General features: G+C 38.9%; 8 protein-coding genes and 2 tRNA genes. 4 read left to right on the top strand and 6 right to left on the bottom strand.

Features of this window, described 5'->3' with window-relative positions; genetic code table 11:
• Window positions 1-199 precede the first annotated feature (199 nt).
• Window positions 200-970, bottom strand: a complete 771-nt coding sequence (locus G7Y32_RS07680; protein ID WP_165212588.1) for a ParB/RepB/Spo0J family partition protein — start codon at window positions 968-970, stop codon at window positions 200-202.
• Window positions 971-1,387: 417 nt separating this feature from the next.
• Entirely contained in the window at window positions 1,388-2,593 is a 1,206-nt protein-coding gene (locus tag G7Y32_RS07675) for a S1C family serine protease (protein WP_165212586.1), read from the bottom strand.
• 197 nt (window positions 2,594-2,790) lie between these two features.
• Here G7Y32_RS07675 and rlmH point away from each other — a divergent pair, with 197 nt between their 5' ends.
• Complete coding sequence (gene rlmH, locus G7Y32_RS07670) at window positions 2,791-3,270, top strand: 23S rRNA (pseudouridine(1915)-N(3))-methyltransferase RlmH (RefSeq protein WP_165212584.1); 480 nt, start codon at window positions 2,791-2,793, stop codon at window positions 3,268-3,270.
• 53 nt (window positions 3,271-3,323) lie between these two features.
• Here the strand turns inward: rlmH and G7Y32_RS07665 are convergent.
• Window positions 3,324-3,397 (bottom strand) — tRNA-Arg (locus G7Y32_RS07665).
• A 164-nt stretch (window positions 3,398-3,561) separates the two neighbouring features.
• Here G7Y32_RS07665 and G7Y32_RS07660 point away from each other — a divergent pair.
• A tRNA-Glu gene (locus G7Y32_RS07660) sits at window positions 3,562-3,633 on the top strand.
• A gap of 58 nt (window positions 3,634-3,691) precedes the next feature.
• Here G7Y32_RS07660 and G7Y32_RS07655 read toward each other — a convergent pair.
• The gene (locus G7Y32_RS07655) at window positions 3,692-6,298 is read right to left on the bottom strand and encodes a YfhO family protein (RefSeq protein ID WP_165212582.1); all 2,607 of its coding nucleotides are present in this window, start codon (window positions 6,296-6,298) and stop codon (window positions 3,692-3,694) included.
• Window positions 6,299-6,359: 61 nt separating this feature from the next.
• Window positions 6,360-7,979 carry an ATP-binding cassette domain-containing protein gene (locus G7Y32_RS07650; protein ID WP_165212580.1) on the bottom strand — a complete coding sequence of 540 codons (1,620 nt, stop codon included), beginning with the start codon at window positions 7,977-7,979 and terminating at the stop codon, window positions 6,360-6,362.
• 171 nt (window positions 7,980-8,150) lie between these two features.
• Between G7Y32_RS07650 and trpS the strand changes: the two genes are divergently transcribed.
• Window positions 8,151-9,176 carry a tryptophan--tRNA ligase gene (gene trpS, locus G7Y32_RS07645; protein WP_165212578.1) on the top strand — a complete coding sequence of 342 codons (1,026 nt, stop codon included), beginning with the start codon at window positions 8,151-8,153 and terminating at the stop codon, window positions 9,174-9,176.
• A 740-nt stretch (window positions 9,177-9,916) separates the two neighbouring features.
• The gene (guaB, locus tag G7Y32_RS07640) at window positions 9,917-11,398 is read left to right on the top strand and encodes an IMP dehydrogenase (protein WP_165212576.1); all 1,482 of its coding nucleotides are present in this window, start codon (window positions 9,917-9,919) and stop codon (window positions 11,396-11,398) included.
• 1,186 nt (window positions 11,399-12,584) lie between these two features.
• Here the strand turns inward: guaB and recF are convergent.
• Window positions 12,585-13,679: a DNA replication/repair protein RecF gene (gene recF / locus G7Y32_RS07635; RefSeq protein ID WP_165212574.1), complete on the bottom strand. Its 1,095-nt coding sequence runs from the start codon at window positions 13,677-13,679 to the stop codon at window positions 12,585-12,587.
• Between the last annotated feature and the right edge of the window lies 1 nt (window position 13,680).

The following is a 13,680-nucleotide window of genomic DNA, read 5'->3' as shown; positions in this document are numbered from 1 at the left end:
CTCTCCATTTTCAGAATATCTTGTACCGTATTCTAACATAAAAAAAAGAAGTTTTCCACAGGCAGAAAAGAAAAAATTCACATTGTTGACGAAAGTTTTCCACAGGGTGTGGAGAATAACAGAAAAGCTTTGAAATCAAGGTTTTAGTGAGTTTTTATATGTGTAAAAGGTCTGCCCAAGAGTTTTTTGAATCCACAGCTTATTTTAGCTTGTTGATAATTCTGTTTAACTCTTCTGAGGATGAAAAATGAATGACTATCTTACCTGATTGATTGTTAGCCATGTTTATGGTAACGGGAATTCCCAAAGATTTGGTCAGTTCTTTCTCCAAATCTTTTTTAAAAATATTCTGCTTTTTGACCGAGTATTTGGGATTATTTTTGGGCTTGAGTAATTTTTCTAAAGCTCTGACCGATAGTCCTTCAGCTTTAATTCTCTTTAACCAAGCTTCTTGTTCTTTATCGCTTAAGCCCAGCAAGAGGCGTGCATGGCCAGAAGATAGACTGCCATCTTCCAAAGCTGTTTGCAAAGAGTCAGATAAATTAAGAAGACGTAAAAAATTAGTGATGTAAGGGCGGGATTTCCCCATATATTTAGCGATTTCCTCATGAGTCATCTGGTTGGTTTCAATCAAGTCTCGATAAGCCTTGGCTTCCTCAATAGGATTGAGGTTAGACCGCTGTAAGTTCTCAATAATCGCTTGAATACGACTATCTTGGTCTGAAAGTTCCTTAATAATCGCTGGAATTGTTTGTAAATGGGCCAGCTGACAAGCCCTAAAACGCCGCTCACCCGCAATTAATTCATAGCCAATGATAGGTGATTTTCGGACAATAATCGGCTGAATGAGACCATTCTCTTTGATGGAGTCTGCTAACTCTTCCAATTCCTTTTGTTTAAAACTTAAACGAGGTTGAAAAGGATTGGGATATATTTCGTTTAAATTTAACTCTTTTAGTTCTACAGTCATAACCATCCCTTCAAATTAAAAAAGATGAGGCTGGGACAAAAGTTCAGCCTCGTGTTAATTATTTTAGATAAAGCAATTGATGCAGTGCTTGGGAGTAAAACTTGTTGGCTATGCCAACTTAGTCTTACCCTTGCACAGTTATTAGTGCTAAAGCACCTAATGAACCCCTGCTGATTAAAAGTCTTGATTTTGAGGCGCATTCTCATTTTCAAGCGTGCCCTTAAAAACAATTATTGAACTTATAACTATCATGCAAGTGATAGCTAATAGTTCAACTCGCCTACAATGCTGTGGAATCAGAGACATAATTGTTCCTTACCAATATGGCTGCTGATAGTATAAAATCTTCTAGGTATTTTATCACCTGTATCGATTTTCTAATTCTTGTTCCACCCTCAACTTATAAACTATCAAGTTTTACTTGCTGCTGGAAGAAGTATCCAGATCATTATTAGTTTTAGTTAGTTTGATATCAACAGTTTTCTTATTACCATCACGGTAGAAAGTTAAGGTAACTGTATCACCAATTTTATGTTTATAAAGTTCTTCTTGGAGTTCAGCGACAGAGGTAACTTCTTTATCATTAATTTTAGTGATAACATCATATTCCTCTAATTTACCATCAGCTGGCATATCAGACTGAACGGAACCAACAACAACTCCCTTGGTCACATCATCGGGAACATCCACTTTATCTTGAATTGACGAGCTTGCACTACTCAAATCAGCCATAGTAATACCAAGGGCTGGACGGACAACTTTACCATCTTTTTCTAATTGATTAATAGTTGAAACGACATCATTTGATGGAATAGCAAATCCCATTCCCTCATAGCCTTCCATGGTGATTTTGCTTGAGTTAATGCCTATGACCTGTCCTTCAATGTTGATTAGGGCACCACCAGAATTCCCAGGATTGATGGCAGCATCAGTCTGAAAAGCTTTAGTTTGAACAGTTGAACCATCTTCAGCCTGTAAAGTCACTGTCCGATCAAGACTGGAAACAATCCCTTGGGTGACAGTATTGGCAAACTCAGAACCTAACGGACTACCGATTGCAATAGCCGTTTCTCCCACTTTAACAGAAGAAGAATCCGCAAATTCTGCTATTTTAGAGACCTTGTCAGAAGAAATTTTAATCACAGCTAAGTCTGAATAGGTATCAGAACCGACTAAGTCTCCTTTTATGGCTTCTTTCTGGTCTTTTTCAGTCCCCATCATGATAGTTAACTTTTCAGCACCGTCAACTACATGGGCGTTGGTTACAACGTAGGCATCTTTACCATCTTTTTTATAGATTACCCCAGAACCTTGGCCGTATTGAACTAAGCCATCTTTATCTTTTTCAATTCCAGCCTTATCAGCAGCTTCAGCTTCCGCATCAGATAGTTCTTGGTAATTAGAAACAGTAACAACAGCATCTTTGACCTTATCAACAGCCTTGGTCACATCTGAGGAATTATTGTATTTGATATTGCTGACAGATGTTTTACCGATAGAAGTTGTAACACCGCTGAGTTTCAACATCAAGAAAGTAGCCAGCAACCCCCCGATAAAGCCAATGAGCAGTACCAAAAAAGGTGTTAGAATTTTTTTCCAAGGTATTTTCTTTGAATTTTCCAATAATCAATCCTCCAAAATAAAATCTTCTTATATTAAAAATACCTCTTAACTATACCCTATTGTTAGGGAAAAAGCAAGAATTCACAGGCTGTGGATAACTTTGTTAAAATAGGGGAAAAAGGCTGTTGGATTAGGGAAGAAGAGGCCTTCTTCTATGTGGAAAAACTGTCGAAAACGGCCTATGGTATAATGATGTTATGAAGATAAAATTAATTACAGTTGGCAAACTGAAAGAAAAATATCTTAAAGAAGGGATTGCCGAATATGCAAAACGTCTGGGGCGTTTTGCCAAATTTGAAATGACCGAATTAGCAGATGAGAAAACACCTGACAAGGCCAGTCTTGCCCAAAAGCAACAAATTATGGAAAAAGAAGCTGGCCGAATTATGAGTAAGATAGCTGATAGGGACTTTGTCATTGTATTGGCCATTGAAGGACAGGAATGGTCGTCAGAAGAGTTTGCCAAGAAATTGGCTGATGTTGCTCTACGAGGCTTTTCTGATATTACTTTTATAATTGGTGGAAGTCTGGGCCTATCTCCTCAAGTTAAGAAGCGAGCTAATCTCTTGATGAGTTTTGGACGTTTGACCTTGCCTCATCAACTAATGCGTCTTGTTTTGGTGGAACAGATTTATCGGGCCTTTATGATTCAGGAAGGCAGTCCCTATCACAAATAAAAAAACAAGCCTTGTAGACTTTCAAGCTTATTTTTTAGATTTTTAGCAAAAAATGATTCCAGCAGGATTCGAACCTGCGACCGTTCGCTTAGAAGGCGAATGCTCTATCCAGCTGAGCTATGGAACCAACTCTTCTTATTCTATCAAAATAAGCCTTTTGCTGTCAATATTGTAAAAAAACTGTTAGTTTCTAGAAGAGACAGGCCTTTTGCAAGTTACTTAAAGAACTTTAAAAATAATTTTAAAAAACTATTGACACATCTGATAGACTAGGATATACTATTGAAGTCTGGTCCGTTGGTCAAGGGGTTAAGACACCGCCTTTTCACGGCGGTAACACGGGTTCGAATCCCGTACGGACTATGATAAGACTTTAAGTTGCGTAAGCAACTTTTATTTTACCCAGAAAAAGGCTTTTGGACTAGTATCCAGAAGCCTTTGTTTGTCTCTTTACAAAACGATGATAACTATAATTATAGAGAAGAAAAAGAATAAGACCTGCTATAGAAATGAGACTGGCTAATTTAAAACCATTTGGAATAAAGCTCAACTTAACTTTCCCTTTACCCGCTGGGACATCAACTACCATGAAACCTTTTTGTGCTTTACGAATTTTGACAGGCTTGCCGTTTAGTTTAGCTGACCAGCCTTTATCATAGGGAAGAGTAAAGAAGAGTGAACCAGCTTTTTTAGCGGTATAGTTGGCAGTAACCTGATTATTTTGAGTTGTAACAGTGACCCTTTGCGATTTAATTTTGTCCATAGCCCTTTGATAAGTTTGAGTATTGAGGCCGTAGAAGTTTGGTCGTTCAAAGGAAACTTGATGATTTTCTGGAAAGGCCAAGGTAACTTTTACTTGACTTTCTTTTTGAAAGTAACCCAAATTAAAGAAGCTAAAGGCATTATCAGTAGTATAGTTATAAACTTTGTCATTAACGGTTACTGTTACACTATTAGCATCTTCGTTACTAAGTGAAAGATTAGGAAGGCTGATGTAAACTTGTTGATTGGCTGGAACATTGACCTGATAGCTAAGTTTGGCAGTATTTTCACCTGCAGGAGCAACGACAGTTAGGTGATCGTTAAAGTTAGTCAAAGAGTCTTGAGTCTGACTTGACAAATGTGTAAAGTAAGTTTGGTCAAGCCCCGTTAGATTGTTGAGTAAAGAAGCCTGATTGTCCAATGTATTGATAGTAAACTTGACATCTTTGTAAACTCTATCCGTCAAAATTGCTAATTGGCTAGCATTTTTATTACGGTAAAGCGAAAGAAAGCCAGAGCTTTTAACCACTTTGAAACCATACTTACCAACATCCTCATTGGAAAGATTGTAAGTAACGCCAAAAAGACTATCAGCAATAATCGTATTATTTTGGTAGCGCAAGTTAAGATTAGTCCCATTTGATTGGAAGCCCAGTCGATCTAACTGGCTGCTGGAAGCGGTATTACGAATAGAAGAAAATTGAGAGATACCATTGTAGTTGAATTTCATACTATCGTTGCCAGTCTGGGGTAAAAGTCGTTCAGTTCTAAAAAACGTATCTTGCTGTTGCTTGGTATATTTGACCAATTGACCAATTTGGTTCTGGTCTTGTTCATAACCTTCTCTGGTTGGAAAAATCCATTCATCATTCAAGTTACTAACTTGATAGTAAGTGTTGAGGCCAGTTTCAAAAAGTGTAAAAATAAGAGTGAAGCCAACCATGGCTAGGAGTCCTAATTGCTTTGTCTTAAAGGCAATTAATATAACTGCATAGGCTATTAGAAAGGCTAGGGTTAAAACCAGATGAATTGGTTTTAAAAAGGTATAGTGTCTGACATAGATAAAAGTTAGGATAAATCCGATAATTAAAAAAGAGAAAACTGCTAATAGCCGTTTAACATAGAACTTTTGCAGATGACTAAGACTTTCGCCAGCCATTAAAATTATAAGGGTTGAGAATAGCCAAGCATAGCGGTGGAGAAACATATTTGGCGCGTGCATTCCCTGCCAAAGTAAATCTAGAGGATTGAGATAGAAGCTGGCGATTATAACTCCTATAAGCAAGGCATAGGCCAATCTAACAATCCACTTTATTTCTTTAACAGTAAAGAAAGTAAGAGCCAGAGCTAATGGGAAAAGACCAACATAAATCATGGGAATAGCACCAAATTTTGTGGTATCATAGGATCCAACAAAATTTTTAGCAAAGAGATCAAAAGTCCAGACCTTATCAGCTAGTAAAGTGTTAAAAGTCGACAGCTTTTCTCCATGAGTTGACAGATCCAAATAGCTTGGTAACAACATAATAGCTGATGTTAAAGCTGACAAAATTGACACAATTGTAAAGTTTCTAAAGGAAGTGACAAGTCTCTGCCAATTGGGATTTCGAGTCAATTGGACTAGAAAATAGAACATTAAGAAGATTGCCATCATAAAACCAAAATAATAATTTTGGATAAAGAGTAACGTCAGTGTCAAGTAGTAGATCCAGAAACTCTTTTGTTCTAAAAGATAATGCAATCCTAAGATAATTAGAGGAGCCAGGATAAGAACATCTAGCCAAGTGTTGATTTCTAGCTGGCTAACTGCAAAACTCATGAGAGCATAAGACGTTGATAGGCTAATTATCAGAGGTTCTTGAAGGTTTACAAAACGTTTACGAAGTGTAAAGGACATTGACACCCCCATCAAGCCAAACTTAATGAGAGTGAAGAGATAAACCGCATCAGCCATAGACTTGACACTAAAAAAATAGTAAAAGGGCGATAGAAAGGACCCTAAATAATAACCAGAGAGAGCGTAAAAATTTAGTCCTAGACCAGACGTAAAGGTATAAAAGAAACTATCACTACCATGCAAGATATTACGCAATTGGGTTGCAAAAATAGAATATTGATGAAAACCATCACTGGCTAAAATAGTTGTTTTACTGCCCCAGTAAATATCTATGGACCAGAGTACTACTAGCATAATCAGAGCAGGTAGAAGAAAGGCGGAGCCATAGAAAGCGAGGATTTTTTGATGTTTTTTCATAACTGCTAGCATAATAAACTTTCCTTATTTTAAAGAGCCTGAATACTTTCTAGCATCAGACTCTTTAATTGTTTTATTTCCACAAATCTTGAACCTTAGCTTGAACTTCTTCATTAGCCAAGAATTCATCATAAGTTTCATCAATTCGGTCGATCACCCCATTTTTAGAAATGACAACAATATGATTTGCTAAGGTTTGAATGAATTCATGATCGTGGCTGGCAAAAATAATAGATTCCTTAAAATCTCTCAGACCATCATTGAGGCTGGAAATAGACTCCAAGTCCAAGTGGTTGGTTGGATCATCTAAGACAAGAACATTGGATTTAAGAAGCATGAGCTTGGATAACATCACGCGCACCTTTTCTCCACCTGATAGGACATTGACAGACTTGTTAACCTCGTCGCCTGAGAAAAGCATACGTCCCAAGAATCCACGCAGGAAGGTGTTGTCATCTTCCTCTTTAGAAGCAAACTGACGCAGCCATTCAAGAATAGATTCTCCAGATGCAAAATCTTTTGAATTATCTTTTGGTAAATAAGAGCGACTAGTTGTTACGCCCCATTTAATACTCCCTTCGTACTCAATTTCGCCCATCAAAGCTCGAATCAAAGCTGTGGTTTGAATATCATTTTGGCCAATCAGAGCTGTTTTATCACCTGGACGCAGGATGAAACTAATGTTATCGAGAATTTTTTCTCCATCAACGGTAACCGATAGATTTTCCACAGTCAAAAGATCATTACCAATTTCTCGTTCAGATTTAAAACTGATAAAAGGATATTTTCGGCTGGATGGAACAATTTCTTCTAGCTCAATCTTATCCAGCATTTTCTTACGAGAGGTCGCCTGTTTGGATTTAGAAGCATTAGCTGAGAAACGAGCTACAAATTCTTGCAATTCTTTAATCTTCTCTTCGGCCTTGGCATTGCGATCTGCCTGTAGCTTAGCAGCCAGTTCGGAAGATTCTTTCCAAAAATCGTAATTACCAACATAGATCTGAATCTTACCGAAGTCAAGGTCAGCCATGTGGGTGCAAACTTTATTTAAAAAGTGACGATCATGGGAAACCACAATAACGGTATTTTCAAAGTCGATCAAAAAATCTTCCAGCCAAGAAATAGACTGAATATCAAGCCCATTGGTCGGTTCGTCCAAAAGCAGAACATCTGGCTTACCAAAGAGAGCCTTGGCTAGGAGCACCTTGACCTTATCACCATTAGCCAGTTCGCTCATGTTTTGATAATGGAAATCTTCTGGTATATTGAGGTTTTGAAGGAGCTGCGAGGCTTCACTTTCAGCTTCCCAGCCGCCAAGTTCTGCAAAAGTACCTTCTAACTCCGCTGCACGGACCCCATCTTCTTCGGAAAAATCAGGTTTCATATAGATGGCATCCTTCTCCTTCATAACCTTGTAGAGCTGTTCATTACCCATGATAACAACATCAATAGCCCGCTCTTCTTCGTAGTCAAAGTGATTTTGCCGAAGGACAGAGAGGCGTTCATTAGGACCAAGAGAAACATGGCCCGTAGTTGGCTCAATGTCACCGGCCAAAATCTTGAGAAAAGTTGATTTACCGGCTCCATTAGCCCCAATCAGGCCATAAGTATTGCCAGCTGTAAAGTTAATATTGACGTTGTCGAAAAGCTTCCGGTCGCTAAAACGCAGAGAAATGTCTGATACTGTAAGCAAAGTGTTACCTCTTTATTCTTTATAATACGTGTTCTCATTCTACTAGAAATAGGGTGATTTTTCAATCTAAAGTAGATGACAAGTCAAAGACAAAAAGGAGTCGGCCTTTTACTAAGGATTTATGATATAATCTAAAGAGCTATTGAAAGAAAAAAGAGAGAAGAAATTAATATGACAAAACCTATTATTTTAACCGGAGATAGACCAACTGGTAAATTACATATCGGTCACTATGTTGGTAGCTTGCAAAACCGTGTGCGTCTACAAAATGAAGAAAAATACCAGATGTTTGTCTTTTTAGCAGATCAACAAGCTCTGACAGATCATGCTAAAGACCCTCAAACTATTGTGGAATCTGTAGGAAACGTAGCGCTAGATTATTTGGCAGCCGGTCTGGATCCAGAAAAATCAACTATTTTTATCCAAAGTCAGATTCCTGAATTAGCTGAATTGTCCATGTACTACATGAACTTGGTATCTCTAAGCCGTTTGGAACGCAATCCGACTGTCAAGACAGAGATTGCCCAAAAAGGCTTTGGGGAGTCCATTCCAACAGGTTTTTTGGTTTATCCTATTGCCCAAGCAGCTGATATCACAGCCTTTAAAGCCAACCTAGTTCCTGTCGGAACTGACCAGAAGCCGATGATTGAACAGACACGCGAGATTGTCCGCAGTTTTAACCATACCTATGATTGTGATGTTCTAGTCGAGCCAGAAGGCATCTATCCTGAAAATGAAGCGGCTGGCCGACTGCAAGGTCTTGATGGAAATGCTAAAATGTCCAAGTCTTTGGGCAATGGTATCTATCTGGCTGATGATGCTGACACACTCAAGAAAAAGGTCATGAGTATGTATACTGATCCCAATCATATCAAAGTTGAAGATCCCGGAAGGATCGAAGGAAATATGGTCTTCCATTATTTAGATGTCTTTGGACGTGAAAAAGATCAAGCAGATATTCAAGCCATGAAAGAGCATTATCAAGCTGGTGGTCTGGGAGATGTTAAGACTAAGCGCTACTTACTTGAAATCTTGGAGCGTGAGCTAGGGCCTATTCGTGAACGCCGTTTGGAGTTTGCAAAGGATATGGGCGAGGTCTATCGCATGTTAGAAAAAGGAAGCCAAGCAGCACGTCAAGCTGCTGCCCAAACCTTAGATGATGTTAAGTCAGCTATGGGTCTCAATTACTTTAAATAGAAAATACAGAGGCTGGCCAGAACTCGTCCAGTCTTCTTATTTTGGAATAAATTCTTAGCGCAGTGGTTGGGGACAAGACTTCTTGGCCTAGTCAACAAGTCTTTTGCCCCTACACAGTTGATTAGGGTGACCGCTAGCACTTGCGTGGTAGTTAAACAGTCCAGTAGACTGTTTAAGGGGGCGCCTGAAATAGGAATGCGCCCCGAGATAAGGACCTCCAATCAACCACTGTGTTAAACTGTTATTACTGCAAAAAGATAGAAGACTGGAATACTTTTTCCCCAGCCTTAATGAACCCGCTGCTGGTTGGCTTTCCTTTTGCCACAAGGCTAAACCGGAAAAACTAAACGAATGTGATGACCATCGTTCATCTTATTTCAGATCTCAAAAGGTTCCCTGGATCTTTTGAGCTGTGCGGAGGTGGGTTAAAAAGGTCTGGGAGACCTGTTTAAGTCAAGAAATGAAGCTTGCAAAGCAAGTGTCAAAAACGGCTTGGGAGAGAACGTTTCAGGTCATCACCTTGAAACTAGGGCGTGATGAGAACCAAAATTTTCAATTTTTAAGCTCTTCACGCTTCCTTTTTAAACATCAAATTCTCCTATCTACTGGACCAAAACAGGGCCAGTTTTTTTATAGTTTTCCCTTAAAATTTTATTGACAAATTTTTAAAGCATGATATGATATTATACTAATAATAAGAGCTTTTGGAGCTAATTTTTATAGAAAAGAGGATGGATTTAATGTCAAATTGGGACACTAAATTTTTGAAAAAAGGCTACACTTTCGATGATGTTTTGCTTATTCCAGCAGAAAGTCATGTGCTTCCAAATGAGGTTAACATGCAGACAAAACTGGCAAAGAATTTGACATTAAACATCCCGATTATTACAGCTGCCATGGATACTGTAACTGAAAGCGGTATGGCTATTGCTATGGCACGTGCTGGTGGCTTGGGTGTGATCCACAAAAATATGTCAATCGAAGCTCAAGCTGAAGAAGTCCGTAAGGTAAAACGTTCGGAAAATGGCGTTATCATTGACCCATTCTTCCTAACCCCAGACCACACAGTTGCTGAAGCAGATGAATTGATGGGGCGCTATCGGATTTCTGGTGTTCCAGTTGTAGAAACTCTGGAAAATCGTAAATTAGTCGGTATTCTTACCAACCGCGATATGCGCTTTATTTCGGATTATAGCCAGCCTATTAAAACTTATATGACCAGTGACAATCTGGTGACGGCTTCAGTAGGCACAGATCTAAAGACAGCTGAAGCTATTCTGCAGCAACACCGTATTGAGAAATTACCTTTAGTTGATGAAGATGGCCGTTTGTCTGGACTTATTACCATCAAAGATATTGAAAAAGTTATTGAGTTTCCAAGTGCCGCTAAGGATGAATTTGGTCGTCTCCTAGTGGCAGCTGCGGTTGGTGTTACTTCAGATACTTTTGAACGGGCAACAGCTCTCTTTGAAGCTGGAGCCGATGCCATTGTTATTGATACAGCTCACGGTCACTCAGCTGGTGTTCTCCGCAAGATTGCAGAAATTCGTGCAACTTTCCCAGATAAGACCTTAATTGCTGGTAATATTGCAACTGCTGAAGGGGCGCGTGCTCTTTATGATGCTGGTGTTGATGTCGTTAAGGTTGGGATCGGTCCAGGTTCAATTTGTACGACTCGCGTCGTTGCTGGTGTTGGTGTCCCACAAATAACAGCTATCTACGATGCAGCCGGTGTTGCTCGTGAATACGGTAAGACGATTATTGCTGATGGCGGTATCAAGTATTCAGGTGATATCGTCAAGGCCTTAGCGGCTGGTGGTCATGCTGTTATGCTCGGTTCAATGTTAGCTGGTACTGATGAAGCGCCAGGTGAAACAGAAATTTTCCAAGGGCGTAAATTTAAAACTTACCGTGGTATGGGATCTGTGGCCGCTATGAAGAAGGGATCAAGCGATCGTTACTTCCAAGGTTCTGTCAATGAAGCTAACAAGTTGGTTCCAGAAGGAATTGAAGGTCGTGTAGCTTATAAAGGTGCTGCTGCTGATATTGTTTTCCAATTGGTCGGTGGTATCAAGTCAGGTATGGGCTACACAGGTGCGGCGGATATTCCAGCCCTTCATGATAAGGCGCAATTCATTGAAATGTCAGGAGCTGGCTTGATTGAAAGTCACCCACATGATGTCCAAATTACTAACGAAGCACCAAACTACTCAGTTCAGTAAAAAAGAAACGAGATATTATAAAAATAAAGTTATTACTCTAATTAACTACCTTTATGAAAATAGAAGGCATGATGATAGTTAATTAAAAGTAAAACAAAAGCAGAAACATCCGATTCCTAAATACGCAGGAATCGGATGTTTTGATGTCTAAATACACTAATATTTACTAAAGAGATTTTTTATGAATACACCTATATCAGATACAATGTTTTTTGATTATTTTAATTAGCAGAATCAATTGCGCCTTCAAAAACGAACAGCAGTAATGTTGAAGGAAGAAGAGTGATTAGAGTCATGGTCACTAATGGTAGTATTGGTGCGGTTCAAGGTGCAGGCTCAACCGCTGACGATTGTGCTTTGCTCGTTGTCATTCCGAGAGTTGGTAAGAGATTATTATTTTCAAAGTCATTGCTGACGGTGTTATGGAAGGCGTAAGCGGTATGATTTTAGAATATAAATCAGGAGATTCTTTAACTAATTAATTATGAAGTTATTTTTATATTATGAATACTTATAGTAGTATTAGTGTCTTTATTGTATGCATTTTCTGCTCTAGTCAACGGAATAAAACAAGCCTCTAAAAGTTATTGAGGCTACAGGGCTTTCTTAAGCTTAGTGAAGTGATTAAAAAAGATTACCTGTTGTAGCAGAAGAAAAAGATAAGAAAAGTACAAGATCACGAAAGTCCCTCGAACATTGGATACTTTACTAAGGTTTTCTGAGTTAGCTTGTTTCTTTACAGTTTTGTCAAGTTGAGAGTGGGACTCAATCAGTAAATCGTGATAAAATCATGACTTTGATTTTGCTCTCTCCCGTTTTAAGGATCAAGCCTCTGCCACTTTCTTATTTTTAGGTGGCAGGCTTTGGCAGTCTATCCCCAGACTGCCAAAATCCACTGGAGCATTTCAATCCCACCTCCGCACAGTTTGATATTGGTTTTCTCAAACAGTCTTGTAGACTGTTTAGGAGGGCGCTTAAAAACTAAGAAGCTCCAGTTACAGAAAAACCCAATCAGCAGTGGTTCATTGGTATTAAAGCACCTAATGAACTGTGCAGGGGTAAGACTTCTTGGCATAGCCAACAAGTCTTATCCCCAACCACTGCGTCAATCTAGTAAATCTAGAACAATGCTAACGAGTCTGGACTTTTGTATCAGACTCTTAAAAACACAAGAAAACCACCGATTTCACTCGGTGGTTTTTATAGTTCCCTTGTCAACTGTGAAGATTTTTAAGTTATCTGGTAGCCTCTGTAAATGGTCTAAACTGGTTGTGGTGATAAAGGTTTGAACATTCTCCTTAATGCCATCAAGTAAACGAAGTTGACGGTTATTGTCAAGCTCACTCATGACATCATCAAGTAAGAGGATCGGAGTATCTCCCGTCGTTCCCTTGATCAATTCGATTTCTGCTAGTTTTAGAGATAGAATTAAGCTACGCTGCTGGCCTTGACTGCCAAAGGAGGCATTCATATCATTGATAAAAAAAGCTAGATCATCTCGGTGCGGACCTACACCCGTATTTTTTTTAAAACTATCGCGGCTAAAAGACTTCGCTAACTGTTCTAAGAAATTTTGCTTTATATCAGCTGGTTCTTGAAACTTAACTGATGATTGATAGGAAATTTTTAGGTGTTCCAGCTGATTGGAAATAATATGGTGGTGTTTATCTGCTTCTAAAGTCAAATTTTGGACAAACTGATAACGATGCTCCATCACCCGACTTCCAAAATCAGCCAATTGCTCATCAATGACGGCTAAATAATCTTTGTCAACAATCTCCGCTGTCTTGAGATAGGAATTTCGCTGTTTTAAAACATGATTATAATTAGATAAATCTGATAAGTAAACAGGCTTTATTTGTCCCAAATCTATATCTAAAAATTTTCGTCGTAAACTAGGAGCTCCCTTGACCAGCTGTAAATCTTCAGGAGCAAAGAGAACCACAGTCATGTTGCCAATGTAATCGGATAATTTCGCTTGTTTAAGGTAGTTAACTTTAGTAATTCGTCCCTTATCAGACAAATTGATCTCTAGGGGAAGCTTACCGCTCGTCCGTCTTAAAAGCCCTGAGACAGAGAGTCCCTTGGCGTGAAAATTTATTAGTTCCTTGTCCCAATGAGTCCTATGACTGCGAGTTAGAGCAAGAAAATAAATAGCTTCGAGAAAGTTAGTCTTGCCTTGAGCATTTTGACCGAGGAAAATATTGAGACCGCTGGAAAATTCAGCTGTCATTTCAGAATAATTGCGGAAATTTTTGAGAGAGATAGATTCTAACCACATC

This window comes from Streptococcus tangpeifui (assembly GCF_011038795.1).
Classification (GTDB): Bacteria; Bacillota; Bacilli; order Lactobacillales; family Streptococcaceae; genus Streptococcus; species Streptococcus tangpeifui.
The sequence above is the reverse complement of the archived record's forward strand: the minus strand, read 5'-3'. Positions and strand labels throughout refer to the sequence as shown.

Coding starts and splice junctions, on each gene's coding strand:
- guaB (WP_165212576.1), top strand. CDS start 9,917: ATGTCAAATTGGGACACTAAATTTTTGAAAAAAGGCTACACTTTCGAT.
- trpS (WP_165212578.1), top strand. CDS start 8,151: ATGACAAAACCTATTATTTTAACCGGAGATAGACCAACTGGTAAATTA.
- recF (WP_165212574.1), bottom strand. CDS start 13,679: ATGTGGTTAGAATCTATCTCTCTCAAAAATTTCCGCAATTATTCTGAA.
- G7Y32_RS07680 (WP_165212588.1), bottom strand. CDS start 970: ATGACTGTAGAACTAAAAGAGTTAAATTTAAACGAAATATATCCCAAT.
- rlmH (WP_165212584.1), top strand. CDS start 2,791: ATGAAGATAAAATTAATTACAGTTGGCAAACTGAAAGAAAAATATCTT.
- G7Y32_RS07655 (WP_165212582.1), bottom strand. CDS start 6,298: ATGCTAGCAGTTATGAAAAAACATCAAAAAATCCTCGCTTTCTATGGC.